A 16,442-nucleotide genomic window follows, 5' to 3' on the forward strand; every position below is an offset into this window, starting at 1 on the left:
AGCACTATTTTCTGACCATTGGATGGCCTGCCATGTTGTGTGTGTTCGAGGTGTTGCGGTGAGTGTCGAGCGGCGCAATGCCGACAGTTTCGCCTTGCAGGTGATGATCGGCCTCTGCCTGATCTGGGGCGTGCAGCAAGTGATGATCAAATGGGCGGCGCCGGACATCGCGCCTGTCATGCAAGCGGCCGCGCGCTCGGGGATCTCTGCGTTACTGGTGGGGTTGCTGATCTGCTGGAAGGGCGGCTGGGATCAGGTCGGTACGACCTGGCGCGGCGGCTTGCTGGCCGGTGCGCTGTTCGGTCTGGAATTCCTTTTCATCGCTGAAGGTCTGCAACTGACCACCGCTGCGCACATGTCGGTGTTCCTCTACACCGCGCCGATTTTCACCGCTTTGGGGGTGCATTTCCTGTTAGCCAGTGAGCGCCTGCGACCTTTGCAATGGCTGGGCATTCTCCTTGCGTTTATCGGCATCGCGATTGCCTTCGCCGGGGGCGTGTCGTGGGACAACCTCGACCGGCGCATGCTGCTGGGTGATGCTTTTGGCGTACTGGCTGGCGCCTGTTGGGGCGCGACCACGGTGGTGGTGCGCGCCTCGCGGCTGTCGGAAGCACCGGTGACGCTGACCTTGTTCTATCAGTTGATCGTCGGCTTCCTCGGCCTGCTGCTGATCGCGCTGTTCAGCGGCCAGATCACCCACGTCAGCCTGACTCCCGTGGCGGTGGCCAGCGTGCTGTTCCAGGGCCTGGTGGTGTCGTTCTTCAGTTACCTGATCTGGTTCTGGCTGCTGCGTCGTTATCTGGCGGCCAACCTTGCGGTGTTTTCGTTTATGACGCCGCTGTTCGGCGTGACCTTTGGCGTGTTGCTGCTCGACGAACAGTTGACGGTTAACTTCGTAGTCGGCGCCGTACTGGTGCTGCTCGGCATCACTTTTGTCAGCGCCGAGCAGTGGCTGCGTCGGCGTTTGCGCAAAGCGCTGGGTCAGCGTTAGTCGATTGCATCGCCAGGCCGCCGGCAATCAGCAAGCCGCTGCCGGCGATGATCAGCGCCGGCTGCAGGCCACCGCTGAAATGGCTGCTCAGCGCTGCCAATAGAGGGCCGCTGAGTTGGCCGACGGCGAAGCAGGCGGTAAGCATCCCGGCATTGCGCTGGGTGGCGTGCGGCGCCAGTTCCCGCGAGCGTTGCATGACCAGTTGCATGCAGGCGAGGAATGGCGTGCCGCAGAGGATCACCCCCAGTGCTAGGCCGATGCCGCTGCCGAGCAGGCAGGCGAATACGCCGGCCGCTTGAAGCCACAGCGTCGCCATCAACCAGTGCCGGGTGGTGGCGGGATCGTGACGCCGCAGGCTCACCAGCAACACGCCAAGCGCCGCAGCCAGACCAAAGCAAGGCCAGAACAGATCCGCCTGCCATTCCCCGTGAAACTGCGCATTGGCCATTTGCGAGAGGAAGGTCGCCGGAATGATGTAGCCGACGCCGTAAAGCGCATAAATCAAGGCCAGCCGTCCAATGCCCCGATTCGATGGACTGACTGGCGCTGCAACCACCGTCGCCGTTGCGACAGGCGTTGGCAGCAGTCGCCAGACCCCCAGCATCATCACCAGCGCAGCCGCGGCATAAATCAGCCACAACGTTGCGGACGTCTGATTCAGCAGATGTGAGACCAGCGCCAGCAACCCCGTCAGAAAAATCCCCAACCCCGGTCCGGCAAACACCAGTGCTCCCAATCTCGGACGACCTGCTGCTGCCGCCAACGGTTGACTCAACGAAGTGATCATCACCAGCACCCAGGCACTCGCCACCCCGGTGCCGAAGCGCAGCACCAAGTGCGACCAGAATCCATTGGCCCAGAACGACGCCAGCGTCAGCAGCACGCACAACCACAGTCCGCCATGCAGGCGCCGCTGAACCTGCTGCGGGCGATGGGCGAACATCGCATCCACCGCACCGAGCAAGTAGCCGAGGTAGTTGGCCGCCGCAATCAGACCGGCGGCCGTCAGGTCGATCTGCCCTTCGCTGAGCAGGTGTGGCATTTGCGGGGTGAGGGCGAAACGCCCGATGCCCATGGCCATCATCAGGGCAACGAAACAGGCGGATAAGCGAATCAAGGGCGACATGGTCGGAATTCCTTGGAAGGATCAATGACCGTCAGGCTAAGACTGATTGACTTTCTTTAAAATTGAATAATAGTGAGTAACTTGTTCTGTTGTGGAGAAAGGTTGTGGAGTTCAGCCAACTGCGGATTTTTCAGGCCGTGGCCGAAGAAGGGTCGATCACCCGCGCCGCCGAACGCCTGCACCGGGTGCCGTCGAACCTGTCGACGCGGCTCAAACAGCTTGAAGAACAACTCGGTGTCGAGCTTTTCGTCCGTGAGCGTCAGCGTTTGCAGCTGTCGCCTGCGGGAAAAGTCCTGCTGGACTACATCGGCAAACTCTTCGCCCTGCGCGATCAGGCCAGTGCGGCGGTCATGGGCGGCAAACCGGCCGGCGACTTCGCTCTGGGCACCATGTACAGCACGGCGGCGATCCATTTGCCGGCGCTGCTGGCGCAGTATCACAAGCAGTATCCGGCGGTGAATCTGCAGGTGCAGTCGGCGCCAAGCGGGGAGTTGCTGGAAGGTTTGCTCACCGGACGTCTGGATGCCGCGTTGGTCGATGGACCGCTGGAACTGGCCGGGCTCGACGGCGTGCCGTTGTGCGAGGAGCGGTTGGTGCTGATCACGGAAATCGATCATCCGCCGGTACGCAGTGCCCGGGATGTCGAGGGGCGTTCAGTTTTCACTTTTAGGCGGGGTTGTTCCTACCGCATGCGTCTTGAAGCGTGGTTTTCGCACTACCACGCGACGATGGGTCGGGCGATGGAGATCGAGTCCTATCAGGGCATGCTCGCCTGCGTGATTGCCGGAAGTGGCGTGGCACTGATGTCGGAGTCGATGCTGGCCAGTCTGCCGGGGCGCGATAGCGTCGCCGCGCACCCGTTGGCCGAGCCATTCGTGGGTGCGACAACATGGCTCATGTGGCGCAAGGGCATGCTCGGCGCCAACCTCAATGCCTGGATCGAGGTTCAGCAGGCCGTCTATCCTGCGGCTCAGATCGAAACCCGGGAAACAGCCTGAACCAATGGCGGCATATTCTGTTCAATTCAGTAACAGATCATTGCGGATTTGGCCGAGCATTACGTAGGACTTCGGACTATTATCAGTGCGAAGCGGCCTCAGAATTCCGGCCGCTCAGCACCACCCTGAAGGGGGCATGACGATGAAAGAGAAAATTCAAAACTGGCTGCACGATTTGGGTGTTGCCCTCGGTTTGATCGAACCGCCTCTGCAACCTGTACCGATCCGCACCGATGACGAGCAGCGCCGCCGTCAACAACGGCGCCGGTAACGCCCCCGATCCGAGATCAAAGGATTCAAGATCAAGAGATCGCAGCCTTCGGCAACTCCTGCATAAAACAGTGTAGGAGCTGCCGCAGGCTGCGATCTTTTGCTTTCAGTGCCGCCCGATCTCGAGCAAAAACCGGCTCAAGTCATTCGCCGTCTTCGCGGTCTTGAGCATGCGGTCTTCCTCGGCGGTGAACGCCGTCAGCCCGAATTCATCTTCCAGATGAAAGATCAGATCCTCGATATCCGCTTTTTCCAAGCCCAATTGCACCAGGCTGGTGTTGTCGTTGAATTCGCGGGTTTCCAGCAGACGCCGGATATACCGGTGCACGGCGGCACGTACGGCAGCTCTTCTCATGGCAGATTTTTCTGATGGTTGTTGTGCTTGAGTGAAGCAGGCCTCAGGCGTGGCCGCGCAACCACTGGTCAATCATCGAGCGCAAATGCTCCCCGGAAAAACTGCCAAAATGCCCGCCATGCACCGTGCGGATCGGCAACGCCTGCAAACGCCGCAGACTGGCGGCGTAATCCTCAAGATTGGAGTGGTAGGCGTCTTCGATCAGCGGCCCGTCGTAGATGATGTCGCCGCTGAACAGCGTCTCAGTCGCCGCCTCATACAGGCTGATGCCGCCCGGCGAATGCCCCGGTGTGTGCAGCACTTGCAGCGTGCGATTGCCCAGATCGAGCACATCGCCGTCCTCGACAAATCCGGTGGCCGGCGCGGCTTTGACCCGGTATTCGGCGTAGCACAACGGGCAGTCCGGATGCGCTTCAAACATGTCGTCGCCGACGAAGGCGCGGCTCAAATCGTTTTCGCCATCCGGCGCTGCAAGGATGTCCGCTTCGGCGCGATGCACCAGCCGTTCAGCAAATTCATGATGCCCGGCGATGTGGTCGAAGTGACAATGACTGGCCACCGCCACCAATGGCCGCTCGGTGATCCAGGGCAACTGCTCGCGCAGGCTCACCAGCCCCGAACCGCTGTCCAGCAACAGGTCTTTGTCGCGCCCCTGAATGTGCCACAGGTTGCAGCGGTAGAACGGTCGAATATACGGCTCGTGAATCAGCCGAATGCCATCGCTCAAACTCTGCACTTCAAACCAATGATCACGCGATACGATCTTCATCAGCCATTTTCTCCAGACGTAAAAAAACGGGTGTGGCAACCGACGCCACACCCGTCGAAGAAAGCATCAAGTTGTTACATCAGAGCTTAGATCGCACTCGCCACCGTCGCCGGGCGAGGGGAGAGCAGGCTGACCACCACAAAACTCACCAGACCCGCGGCCAGGCTGTAGTAGATCGGCGTGTTGGCATCCAGACCGTCCTTGAACATGAATAGCAGTGCGGTGGCGAAGCCCAGGCCCATGCTGGCGATGGCGCCGGCAGTGGTCGCGCGTTTCCAGAAAATTGCACCCATCAGCGGGATCAGCATGCCGCCCACCAACAGGTTGTAAGCGAGGGTCAGGGCGCTGATCACATCGTTCACCACCAGCGCGATACCCAGCACGACAACACCAGTGAGTAGTGTGAACAGGCGGTTGATGCCCAGGCTCGACTGTTTGCCGCCACGCAGTTTCGGCAGCAGGTCTTCAGTCAACGTGGTCGCCGCAGCGAGCAGGCCGGCGCTGGCAGTGGACATCATCGCGGCGAGTGCCGCAGCGATCACCAGACCACGGATGCCGTCCGGAAGCGACAGTTTGACGATGGCGGCGAAGGCGTTGTTGACGTTGTCCAGATCCGGGATCAGCACATGCGCAGCCATGCCGATCAGCGCGCAGGCCAGGCCGTAGACGATGCAGTAGATGCCGGCGATGCTGCCGGCGTATTGCGCGACTTTCGCGGTTTTGACGGTGAACACCCGTTGCCAGATGTCCTGACCGATCAGGATGCCGAAGAAGTAGATCATGAAGTAAGTGATGATCGTGTCCCAGCCGATGGTGGTGAAGCTGAAGGCAGTCGCCGGCAGTTTCAGCACCAGTTCGTCCCAACCGCCCACGCGGTACAGGCAGATCGGCAACAGGATGAACATCAGGCCCACGGTCTTGATGATGAACTGGACGATGTCGGTAAGGGTCAGCGACCACATGCCGCCGATCGCCGAGTAGATCACCACGACGCCACCACCGACGAGTACCGAAACCCAGAATGGCAGGTCAAACAGTACTTGCAGGACGGTGCCAATCGCCAGGATCGAGGTCACGCCGATCATCAGTGCGTAGGCCAGCATGATTGCCGCGCTCGCCGAACGGGCCATCGGGTTGTAGCGTTTTTCCAGGACCTGGGTAACGGTGTAGATCTTCAGTTTCAGCAGTGGTTTGGCGAGGAACAGGTTCAGCGCGACGATGCCGCAACCCAGTGCCGCGCACAGCCAGAAACCGGAAATGCCATGCACGTAGCCCAGACGCACGGTGCCGACGGTGGACGCGCCACCGAGTACGGTCGCGGCCATGGTGCCCATGTACAGGCTGGGGCCCAGGTTTCGACCGGCAACGAGAAAGTCCTCGTTGGTCTTGGCCTTGCGCATGCCGAAGTAGCCGAGCAAGAGCATGCCGGCGGCGTAGATGAGGACGACGAATAAATCCAAAGCCATGATGGCGTGTCTCCGATTGTCTTTTTTATGTTGAGGCCAAAATCATTTTCCTTGTAGAAGTGAGCCTGCTCGCGATAGCGGTCTGTCAGTCACATCTTTATTGGATGTGCTGAAGTCATCGCGAGCAGGCTCACTCCTACAGGGATCGGCGTCAGGCGGCCTGGCGCAGTTCAGGTTTTCCCACGATTTGGCTGCGGGCATCCTTCGGGCCGAACACTTCGCGCGGTTCCGGGAACAGGCTCAGCAGCGTCAGATACACCACCGAAGCCAGGCCCAGGGTCACCGGCAAACTGATGTCGATGCCGCCGGCCATTTCACCCAGCGGGCCGACGAATTGCCCCGGCAAGTTCACGAAGCACAGGCCAACCGCCGCGCTCGGGACCCAGGCGCCCAGACCACGCCAGTTCCAGCCGTGGCTGAACCAGTAGCGTCCGCCCTGTTCGCCGCGCGTGAACACTTGCAGGTCATCCGGGCAGTAGAAGCCGCGACGCACCAACAGGCCGATGATCATGATCACCATCCATGGCGTGGTGCAGGTGATGATCAGCACGGCGAAGGTCGACACGCTCTGCACCAGGTTCGCCGCAAAGCGCCCGATGAAGATGAAGGCAATCGACAGCACGCCGATCAGCAGCGTCGCCTTGACCCGCGACAGCACGCGCGGAAACACGCTGGACATGTCCAGCCCGGTGCCATACAGCGAGGTGGTGCCGGTGGACATGCCGCCGATCACCGCAATCAGGCACACCGGCAGGAAGAACCAGCTCGGCGACACCGCCAGCAAACCGCCCACATAGTTGTTCGCCGCGATGTAGTCCGGCGCCTTGATCGCGACGATGGTCGCTGTGGTCAGGCCGAACAGGAACGGGATGAACGTGGCGATCTGCGACAGCACCACCGCCGCCATGATCCGTTGCTTGGAAGTTTCACGCGGGATGTAGCGCGACCAGTCGCCGAGGAACGCGCCGAAGGAAATCGGGTTGCTCATCGCCACCAGCGCGGCACCGATGAACGCCGCCCAGAAGCCCGGCTGGCCGAGGCTGACGGTGCCGGCGTAATGCGCGTCGAAAGGACCGGCGAAGGCGAAGATGCCCAGCAGGAATAACAGGCTGGCGCTCCACACCGCGATCTTGTTCACCCACAGCAAAAAGCGGAAGCCGTAGATGCACACGGTCAGCACCAGAATCGCGAACAGACCGTAGGCCAGGCCCAGGGTCAGGTCGGTTTCCGGCAGACCGATCAGGCGTTTTGCACCGCCGATCAGCGCATCCCCCGAACTCCACACCGAGAGCGAGAAAAACGCGATAGCGGTCAACAGCGACAGGAACGAACCGACGATCCGCCCGTGCACGCCGAAGTGTGCACCGGACGACACGGCATTGTTGGTGCCGTTGAGCGGGCCGAACAGGCCCATCGGTGCGAGGATCAGCGAGCCAAGCAGCACGCCCGACACAATCGCCCAGACGCCGGCCTGAAAAGACAGACCGAACAGCACCGGGAAACTGCCGAGCACGGCGGTGGCAAAGGTATTCGAACCGCCGAAGATCATCCGGAACAAATCCGTCGGGCCTGCGCTGCGTTCGTGGTCCGGGATCTGTTCGACCCCGTGGGTTTCAATCTGCGTAAGGCTTTGGTCGTTGTTGTTGTTATTCATGATCTGCTCCGATCATAAAGGCGCGCCTCATCGTGCGTGAGGCGTCACCTGTTTGGCTAAGGGGATGGCAGCCCTTCCGGCATTGCGGACAAATGTTCGTGGCAGGCCAGCCAATGGCCTTGTTGTTCTAGGCTCGACGCTTGTTTCCTGAAAACAATCGTCTCGCGCTCCTGGCTGAAGTGTTGCTCCCCTTGCATGCGCAGCTCGGTGGCCACGTCATGGATGAAAATCGCCACGTCACCCTGCAGGCTGACGAAGGCGTTGCTCGAGGTGCACGCAAGCACCTCGAAGCCATCCTCGGCGCGCCAGCTGTCCCACAAGGCCTGATAGGCATCGCGCGACAGCAATGGCTGTTCGAGGGTGTAGAAAACGAAACTTGCATCGGCGCTGAAGGCGCCGAAATAAGCCTCGCGATCATTACGGGCGAAGGCGGACACCAGATCGGCGGCCGCTTGCAAAACCTGATCACGTTCGTTCATGACCCGATCCTCAGCGATGGACCACGCCAGGCAGTACGCAGAGCATTTCGTACAGCAGGTTGGCGGCCAGCAGCGAGGTGTTGCCGGTGGTGTCATAAGCGGGCGAGACTTCTACCAGATCGCAACCGATCAGGTCGAGGCCTTGGCAGCCACGGACGATTTCAATCGCCTGAATGGTCGTCAGACCACCGATTTCCGGGGTGCCGGTGCCCGGTGCCCAGGCCGGGTCGATGCCGTCGATGTCGAAGCTCAGATACACCGGACCACCGCCGACTTTCTCGCGCACTTCGGCCATCAGCGGCGCCAGCGACTTGTGCCAGCACTCTTCAGCCTGAACCACGCGGAAACCCTGATCGCGGCTCCAGTTGAAGTCATCAGCGGTGTAACCCTGAGCGCGCAGACCGATCTGTACGACGCGGTCGCAGTCCAGCAGACCTTCTTCGACGGCGCGACGGAAGGTGGTGCCGTGGGCGATCTTCTCGCCAAACATGTGATCGTTTACGTCAGCGTGGGCATCGATGTGCACCAGACCGACCTTGCCGTGCTTCTTGTGAATCGCCCGCAGGATCGGCAGGGTGATGGTGTGGTCACCACCCAGGGTCATCGGGATCACGTTGTGCTCGAGGATGTTGTCGTAGGCTTCTTCGATGATGCGCACGGCGTCGAGCAGATTGAAGGTGTTGATCGCCACGTCACCGATGTCGGCGACCGACAGCGAGTCGAACGGCGCAGCGCCGGTAGCCATGTTGTACGGGCGGATCATGACTGATTCGGTGCGGATGTCGCGTGGCCCGAAGCGGGTACCGGGGCGCAGGGAAGTACCGATGTCCAGTGGCACGCCAACAAAGGCAGCGTCCAGGCCGGCAGCGGTCGGTACATGGGGGAGTCGGAGCATGGTGGCGATGCCGCCGAAGCGCGGCATTTCGTTGCCGCCCAGTGGTTGGTGAAGAATCTTGTCCACGGGTAAGGCCTCATCGTCTTTGTTTTATTTATGTCGGCGCGCCGTTGAGCACAGGTTCGGGCGCCGCTGTGGGGCCGATGATGCGAAATGTAGTGAGGGGAAAGAATCGCTACGGGCAAAAACTTAGTTCAGATTTTTCTAAACTAATGGGCGAGGGGCGATTAGACTTTGTCGGGTTCGGGTCGTGTGATCGACAGGGAATCGTTGCCCTCACCCCAGCCCTCTCCCAGAGGTAGAGGGGGCCGACCGAGTTGTTGGCGGAATCTGCATCGACCTGAAAAATCAAGTCGAACTCAGGATTTGAAAGCCATAGAGATCAGCCCCCTCTCCCTCACGCCCAGAGGTAGAGGGGGCCGATCGAGTTGTTGGCGGAATCTGCATCGACCTGAAAAATCAAGTCGAACTCAGGATTTGAAAGCCATAGAGATCAGCCCCCTCTCCCTCACGCCCAGAGGTAGAGGGGGCCGACCGAGTTGTTGGCGGAATCTGCATCGACCTGGAAAATCGAGTCGAACTCAGGATTTGAAAGCCATGGAGATCAGCTCCCTCTCCCTCGGGGAGAGGGCTGGGGTGAGGGGCTTTTCCCACAGACACACAGTTGCAAAGCCCGGAGCAGACATGGCCAACGCTTTACCCGACCTGAAACTGTTGCGCATCTTCGTCAGCGTCGTGCGTCATCAGGGTTTCGCCAACGCCCAACAGGAACTCAACCTGTCGACCTCGGCGATCAGCACCTACATGAGCCAGCTCGAAGCCGCGCTCGGCCTGGTGCTGTGTCATCGCGGGCGCGGCGGGTTCAGCCTGACCAGCAAGGGCGAGCTGTTCCATCAGGAAACCCTGCGCCTGCTCGCCGAGCTCGAAGGTTTCGAGCAATACGCCGCCGCGCTCAAGGGCGAACTGCGTGGCACGCTCAACCTCGGCGTGATCGACTCCACCGTCAGTGACAAGGCCTTGCCGTTCGCCGAAGCCATCGGCGCCTACAGCCAGGAACACCCGGCGGTGCATTTGCATCTGTCGGTGATGAGCCCGTACGAACTGCAACTCGGCGTGCAGGACAACCGTCTCGATCTGGCCATCGGTGCGTTTTCCACGCGCATGAGCGGTCTGATCTACATGCCGCTGTACCGCGAGCAGCATTGGCTGTACTGCAGCAGCCGCCATCCGTTGTTCAACGAGCGGCGCATTCCCGAGCAAGTCATCACCCAGCAACGCATGGTCGGACGTGGTTACTGGAGTCAGGCCGAACTGGCGCGACACGGCTTCAAACACAGCGCGGCGACGGTGGAAAGTATGGAGGCGCAGCTGATTCTGGTGCTGTCCGGCGCCTACATTGGTTACTTGCCAGAACACTACGCTCAGGCCTGGGCCGACAAGGGTGACCTGCGCGTGCTGCTGCCGGCGACCTTCGGTTATCAGGCGCCGTTTTCGATGATCATGCGTCGCGGCCGTAGCCGCGAACCGCTGATCCAGACCTTCCGTGATCTGCTCAAAGCACAGCTCAATCAGGCTTAAGACCGATGTCCAGAATTCAATGCCCGCGCTGCCTGCGCCCCCAAACCCATTGCCTGTGCCCGTTGATCCCGAGCCTCGACAGCCGCACGCGGGTATTGCTGTTGCAGCATCCGAGCGAGGTCAATCATGCGTTGAATACTGCGCGGTTGGCGGCTCTGGGGTTGAGCAATGCCGAGTTGATTGTTGGCGAAGTGTTCGAGGATTTGCCGGCGCTGCTGAACCGTCCGGGCTATCGGGCGCGGTTGTTGTTTCCCGCTGATGATGCGCAGCCGATGCAGGCTTACGGCGAGTCCGATGAACCCCTGTTGCTGGTCGTTCCGGATGGCACGTGGCGCAAGGCGCGCAAGATGTTGCACCTCAATCCGCTGCTGGCGGCGTTGCCACGGGTGACGCTGGCCGAAGGTGGGGTGTCGCGCTATCGCTTGCGCAAGGCACCGGGGCCGGGGGCGTTGTCGACCATCGAGGCTATTGTGCAGGCGTTGCAGACGCTGGAAGCACCGACGTCATTCGAGCCGTTGCTCAAGCCGTTCGAGGCCTTGATCGAGGGGCAGATTGCGGCGATGGGGGAGGAGACGTTTCAGCGTAATCATGGCGATAGATAAGTTTTGTTTGGACTGGCGCCATCGCGAGCAGGCTCACTCCTACAGGGGAATGCATTCCAAAGGTAGGAGTGAGCCTGCTCGCGATAGCAATTGTTCAGTCAACACAGGTTATGGCGAAATTTACCGTTCGCGCATCGCCTCGGTCCGCGCTTTCAGTACCGGTTTGAGCAGGTAATCCAGAACACTTTTCTCCCCGGTAATAATGTCCACCGTCGCCACCATCCCCGGAATAATCAGCAGCGGTTTCACATCCCCGCCCAAGTGGTTTTTATCGGTACGCACCTGAATCAGATAGAAGCTGTTGCCCTTGTCATCGGTGATCGTGTCGGCACCGATCAACTCAAGCTTGGCGCTCAGCCCACCGTAAATCGTGTAGTCGTAGGCACTGAACTTGACCATGGCTTTCTGGCCCGGATGCAGGAACGCGACGTCCTGCGGCCGCACTTTGGCCTCGATCAACAGGTTGTCTTCCAGCGGTACGATTTCAACCATGTCGCTGCCCGGTTGAACCACGCCGCCGATGGTGTTGACCTTCAATTGCTTGATCACCCCATGCACCGGTGAGGTCACCGTTGTGCGGGTGACGCGGTCGTCAATGGCGATGCTGGTGGCGGTGATTTTCGACAGGTCGGTGCGTTTCTCATTCAGCTCTTTGGCAGCTTCGGAGCGGAAGGTTTGTTCCGACTCGTCGATCTTGCTGCGGATCTCGGCAATTGCCGATTCGGCGCGGGGGATAGCCAGCGTTGTCGCGTTCAATGAGCCGCGGATTTCTACGGCGCTGCGTTTGAGTCGGAGGATTTCCACCGGTGATACCGCACCGGTTTTCACCAGCGGCTCGGACATGTTCATTTCTTGCTGCAGCAACGCCAGACTTGAGCTGAACTGACCCTGCTTGGAGCGAAACTCGGCGAGTTCCTGAGTCTTCTGCCGCAGTTGTTCGCTGAGCGTGCGCTGTTCGCTGGCCAGCCGTCGCTGACGTTGTTCGTACAGCGAGCGCTCGTCTTCGGCGACTTGCGGGGCTTTGGCGATGACTTCATCGGAGAGCTTGAACGGCCGGCCCTCGGCCTCCGCCGACAGCCGTTCGACCTGCGCGGTCAACGCATAGCGATCGGCCTCGCTCTCGCCCTTGTTCGAGCGAAAGCGTGTGTCATCCAGACGCAGTAAGGTGTCGCCCTTGTTCACCATCTGCCCTTCACGAAAGAAAATCTCGGTGACGATGCCGCCCTCAAGGTTCTGGATCACCTGAATCTTGCTCGAAGGAATCGCCTTGCCTTCGCCCATGGTCACTTCTTCGAGCACAGCGAACTTGGCCCAGACCACCGCGCTGATCAGCAGCGCCGCCGCCAGCCACACGGTGATCCGCGACCAGCGCGGCGAATCCTGCAAGGATGCGCCGGCGGTTTCCGGCATGAACTCGGCTTCGGCGCTTTTGCCGAAACTGTCGAAGTAGCCGCGATCTTTGCTATCGGTGGAAGCAGACATGGGGCAACTCCTAGACTGCCGCCGAGCCAACACGGCCCTTGCGCAGTGCATCGATGACCGCTTCTTTCGGACCGTCGGCGACGACCCGGCCGTTGTCCAGCACCAGCAAGCGGTCCACCAGACTCAGCATTGAAGTGCGGTGGGTGACCAGCAGCAGTGTCTTGCCTTGCACCCAGCCGTGCAGCTTCTGCCGCAGTTGGTCTTCGCTGCTGTTGTCCATGGCACTGGTGGGTTCGTCGAGCAGCATGATCGGTGGATCGAGCAACAAGGATCGCGCCAGCAACACGGCCTGACGTTGGCCGCCGGAGAGCAATTGCCCGCGCTCGCCCACCGGACGATCGAAGCCTTGCGGGTGCTGGCGAGCGAGTTCGGTAACGCCGGTCAGTTCGGCCACTTCGAGCATGCGTGAATCGCTGATGTAGCGTGCGCCAAGGGTGAGGTTGTCGCGCAAACTGCCGGCCAGCAGCGGCAGATCGTGGGCGACGTAACCGATCTGTTGGCGCAGGTCGGCGACGTCGAGTTGGCGCAGGTCGAGGCCGTCGAGCAATAGCTGGCCTTCCTCGGGTTCATAAAAGCCCATGACCAATCGCGCTAACGTGCTTTTGCCCGACCCGCTGCGACCGATGATGCCGACCCGCTCACCGGGTTTCAGGCTGAAGCTGACATTGCTCAGCGCCGGCGCATTCTGGCCGTTGTAATGAAAGGTCACGCCGCTGACGTCCAGCGCGCCTTGCAGTTGCGTGCGTTCCAGCGGCCGTTGTTTGCCGTCGCGTTCCTGCGGCAGAGCCATCAGCGCATCGGTGCTTTTCATGGTCAGTTGCGCTTGCTGATAGCGGGTGATCAGCCCGGCAATCTGCCCCAGCGGCGCGAGCACGCGGCTGCCGAGCATATAACTGGCGACCAGCGCACCGACGCTGAGGTTGCCGGCGATGATGCTGTAAACCCCGGCGACAATCGTCGCCATACCCGAGAACTGCTGAATGAACAGGGTGCCGTTGGTGGCCAGCGCCGAGAGATTGCGTGCGTGGCTGTCGAGGCGGGTGAGGGCGCCGTGAGTGCTCTCCCATTTGTGCTGGCGCTCGCTTTCGGCGCTGCAGGCCTTGAGGGTTTCCAGGCCGCCGAGGGTTTCGATCAACACCGCCTGGCGTTCGGCACCGAGGCTCAGGCTCTTTTGCACGGTGTCACGCAGGCGCACCTGAATGATCATTGCGAAGATGATGGTGATCGGAAACGCCAGCAGCGGAATCACCACCAGCCAGCCGCCGAGCAGGCCGATCACCACCAGCATCAGCACCACGAAGGGCAGGTCGATCAGGCTGGTCAACGTCACCGCCGTGAGAAATTCACGCAGGCCCTGAAAGTCATGAATGCTCTGCGCGAAACCGCCGATGGTCGCCGGCCGTGCCTTCATCGACATACCGGTGATGCGCTCGAACAAAGTCGCGGAAAGGATCACATCGGTTTTCTTGCCGGCGGTGTCGAGCAGGTGCGCGCGCACCACCCGCAGCACCAATTCAAATCCGGTGCCGATCAGCAAACCGATCGACAACACCCACAGGGTCGAGGTGGCCTGATTCGGCACCACGCGGTCGTAGGTCTGCATGACGAACAGCGGCACCATCAGGCCTAACAGGTTGATCAGGAAACTGGCGAGAATCGCATCGCTATACAACCATTTCGACAGCTTCAGGGTGTCGCGAAACCACGCATGCACCCGTGGCACCAGCGGTGATCGCAGGTCTTCGAGTTCATGGCGCGGACGGGCGAACAAGGCCTGGCCGCTGTAGTGTTCAGTGAGTTCGTCGCGGCTGATCCATTGCTCGCCGCCATCGGCTTCGCTGGGCAGGATCAGTGCTTTGCCGTCGTCGCCGAAGCGCCGTAAAACAGCAGTGCGACCATCGTTGAGCAGCAGCAGAATCGGCAGGTTGAGTGGCGAGATGTCTTTCAGCTCACGGCGCAGAATACGCGCCTGCAACCCGGCCCGGGCCGCTGCGCGCGGCAGCAGGTCGAGGCTCAGGCGTTGTTTGTTCAGCGGCAGCCCGGCGCTCAGGCTGGCGCGACTGACCGTCGCGCCATGCAGTTTGCAGAGGATCAACAGACCGTCGAGTAACGGATCATCGAAGCTCAGCCGCGGATCGATCCCGGTGTGGCCGGGTTCCATGCTGGTCATATTGATCGCTCCCCTGTTACCGCTTCATTGATCGTTCCCACGCGGAGCGTGTGAACGATCAGGGCAAAGCTAACTCCTGCGTTGGTTACTTCAGCTCGGGCAGGCGCGCTTCGTTTTTCACTTCGGTCGCAGCGATCGCATCGGCTGGCAGCACCACCCGCTGTTTGCTCAGCAATTGGCCCATGTTTGCCAGCACGCGGTACATCGAATATTCCTCGGTGTAGCGGATTTCGGTGTAGCGACGGTTGGCGTTGTAGAGCTCGTTTTCACTGTCGAGCAAGTCGAGCAGGGTGCGTTGGCCGAGGCCGAACTGATCCTGATACGCGGCGCGTACGCGTTTGGTGGTTTCGGCATATTCGCGGGCGGTCGGGGTTTGTTTCTTCGCGTTGACCATAGCGTTCCAGGCCAGACGAATGTTCTCGTTGAGCTGACGCAGGGCGTTGTTACGGATGTCCATCGCCTGGTTGATCTGGTGCGCATCGGAGGCCAGGCGCGCCTTGTCGCTGCCGCCTCGGAACAGGTTGTAGTTCATCACCACACCCACGCGCCATTCGTTGTCGTGGCCTTCATCGCCCTGCACGTTGTTGTTCGCGCCGACGGCCGCTTCCGCGTCGAAGCGTGGATAGAACGGCGACTTGGCGACTTCGTACTGGCTCTCGGCCGATTGCACGTCAGCCTGGGCGGACTTCAGGTACGGGTTGTTGTCGACCATGCTCTGCTGGGCTTCACGCAATTCGGTTGGCAGTTCGCCGCGGGTCGAGGCCGGGGTTTCCAGCTCATCGGGCATGCGCCCGACCACGCTGTAGAAGTTGGCTTCGGCGTCAGACAGATCGACTTCAGCAGTGTCGAGGTTGTTCTGCGCCAGCGCTTTACGGGCGACCGATTGATCGGAGTCGGCGGTGCTGCCAACACCGCGTTCGGTGCGCAAACCGATCTGATCGTTGACGCGCAAGTGTGCCTGCAAGTTGTTGCGGGCAAGGGTCACCAGTTCGCGACGCTTGAGCACTTCGAGGTAGACCTCGATGGTGCGCAAGGCCAGATCCTGGGCGGTGCCTTGCGCGTAGTAAGCGCGCGAATTGGACACGCCTTTGGTGCGCTCGACTTCGTTGGCGGTATTGAAGCCATCGAACAGCATCTGCCGCAGGCGCAGCTCGGACTGCGTGTAATTGAGAATTTCGGTGTGGTGATTACCGAAGGCCCGGGTGTTGGTGTTGTCGCTGTAGCCACGGCCATACGCGGCGTTCAAATCGACGGACGGATAGAAGCCGCCCTTGGCGACTTTGACTTGTTCATCAGCCGACAGGCGAGCGTCCACCCGCGAGGCCAGTTCCGGGTGAGTGGCGATGGTGCTTTGAATGGCTTCGGTGAGGTTCATGGCCTGGGCTTGGGAAGTGCAAGCCATGGCCAGCAAAACCGCGCTGCAGAGGGGGGTTAGAACGCGCATGGGTGCATCTCCCTGAGTCCTGATGGTGTGTTACTGTCGCCAAATATTTGACGATATTTTTAGGTGTAAGCGTTTCACTCTTGTAACAACAGAGCTAAGAACATCCTGAAGCGTAGCTAAGAAAAAATTTTCATAAGGCTTATGCCGAAAAAAACTTATGCGC

15 protein-coding genes are annotated in these 16,442 nt (G+C 60.5%); 5 read left to right on the forward strand and 10 right to left on the reverse strand.

The genetic code is table 11. The features are described 5' to 3' along the window. The first annotated feature begins 58 nt into the window (after positions 1 to 58). Positions 59 to 991 (forward strand): DMT family transporter, encoded by a 933-nt coding sequence (locus tag PspR84_RS07785; RefSeq protein ID WP_160056656.1) that lies wholly within the window; start codon positions 59 to 61, stop codon positions 989 to 991. Here the strand turns inward: PspR84_RS07785 and PspR84_RS07790 are convergent. Next, positions 936 to 2,117: an MFS transporter gene (locus PspR84_RS07790; RefSeq protein ID WP_160056658.1), complete on the reverse strand. Its 1,182-nt coding sequence runs from the start codon at positions 2,115 to 2,117 to the stop codon at positions 936 to 938. The two genes, PspR84_RS07785 and PspR84_RS07790, sit on opposite strands and share 56 nt — an antisense overlap. Positions 2,118 to 2,221: 104 nt before the next feature. On the opposite strand from PspR84_RS07790, the gene PspR84_RS07795 reads away from it, so the two are divergent. Further along, a complete protein-coding gene (locus PspR84_RS07795; protein ID WP_160056660.1) occupies positions 2,222 to 3,115 on the forward strand; it encodes a LysR family transcriptional regulator in 894 nt (297 codons plus the stop codon). Between the two features lie 142 nt (positions 3,116 to 3,257). After that, positions 3,258 to 3,386 (forward strand): PA1414 family protein, encoded by a 129-nt coding sequence (locus PspR84_RS29765; RefSeq protein ID WP_007914492.1) that lies wholly within the window; start codon positions 3,258 to 3,260, stop codon positions 3,384 to 3,386. 105 nt (positions 3,387 to 3,491) lie between these two features. Here PspR84_RS29765 and PspR84_RS07800 read toward each other — a convergent pair whose 3' ends face one another. From PspR84_RS07800 to speB, 6 genes are all read right to left on the reverse strand, one after another. Then, positions 3,492 to 3,740, reverse strand: a complete 249-nt coding sequence (locus PspR84_RS07800; RefSeq protein WP_034153223.1) for a phosphopantetheine-containing protein — start codon at positions 3,738 to 3,740, stop codon at positions 3,492 to 3,494. Positions 3,741 to 3,783: 43 nt separating this feature from the next. After that, on the reverse strand, positions 3,784 to 4,509 hold the full coding sequence (locus tag PspR84_RS07805; protein ID WP_160056662.1) for an MBL fold metallo-hydrolase: 726 nt from the start codon (positions 4,507 to 4,509) through the stop codon (positions 3,784 to 3,786). Between the two features lie 86 nt (positions 4,510 to 4,595). Then, complete coding sequence (locus tag PspR84_RS07810; RefSeq protein WP_160056664.1) at positions 4,596 to 5,975, reverse strand: sodium:solute symporter; 1,380 nt, start codon at positions 5,973 to 5,975, stop codon at positions 4,596 to 4,598. A gap of 151 nt (positions 5,976 to 6,126) precedes the next feature. Beyond that, a complete protein-coding gene (locus PspR84_RS07815) occupies positions 6,127 to 7,629 on the reverse strand; it encodes a cytosine permease (RefSeq protein ID WP_160056666.1) in 1,503 nt (500 codons plus the stop codon). 56 nt (positions 7,630 to 7,685) lie between these two features. Then, positions 7,686 to 8,108, reverse strand: a complete 423-nt coding sequence (locus tag PspR84_RS07820; protein WP_160056668.1) for a nuclear transport factor 2 family protein — start codon at positions 8,106 to 8,108, stop codon at positions 7,686 to 7,688. Positions 8,109 to 8,118: 10 nt separating this feature from the next. Continuing rightward, a complete protein-coding gene (speB, locus tag PspR84_RS07825; RefSeq protein ID WP_003222717.1) occupies positions 8,119 to 9,069 on the reverse strand; it encodes an agmatinase in 951 nt (316 codons plus the stop codon). 618 nt (positions 9,070 to 9,687) lie between these two features. On the opposite strand from speB, the gene PspR84_RS07830 reads away from it, so the two are divergent. Together PspR84_RS07830 and PspR84_RS07835 are read left to right on the forward strand one after the other, a co-directional pair. Next, positions 9,688 to 10,581, forward strand: a complete 894-nt coding sequence (locus PspR84_RS07830) for a LysR family transcriptional regulator (protein ID WP_007914510.1) — start codon at positions 9,688 to 9,690, stop codon at positions 10,579 to 10,581. Between the two features lie 5 nt (positions 10,582 to 10,586). Then, positions 10,587 to 11,183 (forward strand): DTW domain-containing protein, encoded by a 597-nt coding sequence (locus PspR84_RS07835; RefSeq protein WP_160056670.1) that lies wholly within the window; start codon positions 10,587 to 10,589, stop codon positions 11,181 to 11,183. Positions 11,184 to 11,303: 120 nt separating this feature from the next. On the opposite strand, the gene PspR84_RS07840 is transcribed toward PspR84_RS07835, so the two are convergent. From PspR84_RS07840 to PspR84_RS07850, 3 genes are all read right to left on the reverse strand, one after another. After that, positions 11,304 to 12,665 carry an HlyD family type I secretion periplasmic adaptor subunit gene (locus PspR84_RS07840; protein WP_160056672.1) on the reverse strand — a complete coding sequence of 454 codons (1,362 nt, stop codon included), beginning with the start codon at positions 12,663 to 12,665 and terminating at the stop codon, positions 11,304 to 11,306. A 10-nt stretch (positions 12,666 to 12,675) separates the two neighbouring features. Next, entirely contained in the window at positions 12,676 to 14,835 is a 2,160-nt protein-coding gene (locus PspR84_RS07845) for a type I secretion system permease/ATPase (protein ID WP_160056674.1), read from the reverse strand. An 85-nt stretch (positions 14,836 to 14,920) separates the two neighbouring features. Continuing rightward, positions 14,921 to 16,279, reverse strand: coding sequence for a TolC family outer membrane protein (locus PspR84_RS07850; protein ID WP_160056676.1), 1,359 nt, complete (start codon positions 16,277 to 16,279; stop codon positions 14,921 to 14,923). Between the last annotated feature and the right edge of the window lie 163 nt (positions 16,280 to 16,442).

It is taken from the genome of Pseudomonas sp. R84 (assembly GCF_009834515.1).
GTDB lineage: Bacteria > Pseudomonadota > Gammaproteobacteria > Pseudomonadales > Pseudomonadaceae > Aquipseudomonas.

Coding starts and splice junctions, on each gene's coding strand:
- PspR84_RS07790 (WP_160056658.1), bottom strand. CDS start 2,117: ATGTCGCCCTTGATTCGCTTATCCGCCTGTTTCGTTGCCCTGATGATG.
- PspR84_RS29765 (WP_007914492.1), top strand. CDS start 3,258: ATGAAAGAGAAAATTCAAAACTGGCTGCACGATTTGGGTGTTGCCCTC.
- PspR84_RS07800 (WP_034153223.1), bottom strand. CDS start 3,740: ATGAGAAGAGCTGCCGTACGTGCCGCCGTGCACCGGTATATCCGGCGT.
- PspR84_RS07805 (WP_160056662.1), bottom strand. CDS start 4,509: ATGAAGATCGTATCGCGTGATCATTGGTTTGAAGTGCAGAGTTTGAGC.
- PspR84_RS07810 (WP_160056664.1), bottom strand. CDS start 5,975: ATGGCTTTGGATTTATTCGTCGTCCTCATCTACGCCGCCGGCATGCTC.
- PspR84_RS07815 (WP_160056666.1), bottom strand. CDS start 7,629: ATGAATAACAACAACAACGACCAAAGCCTTACGCAGATTGAAACCCAC.
- PspR84_RS07820 (WP_160056668.1), bottom strand. CDS start 8,108: ATGAACGAACGTGATCAGGTTTTGCAAGCGGCCGCCGATCTGGTGTCC.
- PspR84_RS07830 (WP_007914510.1), top strand. CDS start 9,688: ATGGCCAACGCTTTACCCGACCTGAAACTGTTGCGCATCTTCGTCAGC.
- PspR84_RS07835 (WP_160056670.1), top strand. CDS start 10,587: ATGTCCAGAATTCAATGCCCGCGCTGCCTGCGCCCCCAAACCCATTGC.
- PspR84_RS07840 (WP_160056672.1), bottom strand. CDS start 12,665: ATGTCTGCTTCCACCGATAGCAAAGATCGCGGCTACTTCGACAGTTTC.
- PspR84_RS07845 (WP_160056674.1), bottom strand. CDS start 14,835: ATGACCAGCATGGAACCCGGCCACACCGGGATCGATCCGCGGCTGAGC.
- PspR84_RS07850 (WP_160056676.1), bottom strand. CDS start 16,279: ATGCGCGTTCTAACCCCCCTCTGCAGCGCGGTTTTGCTGGCCATGGCT.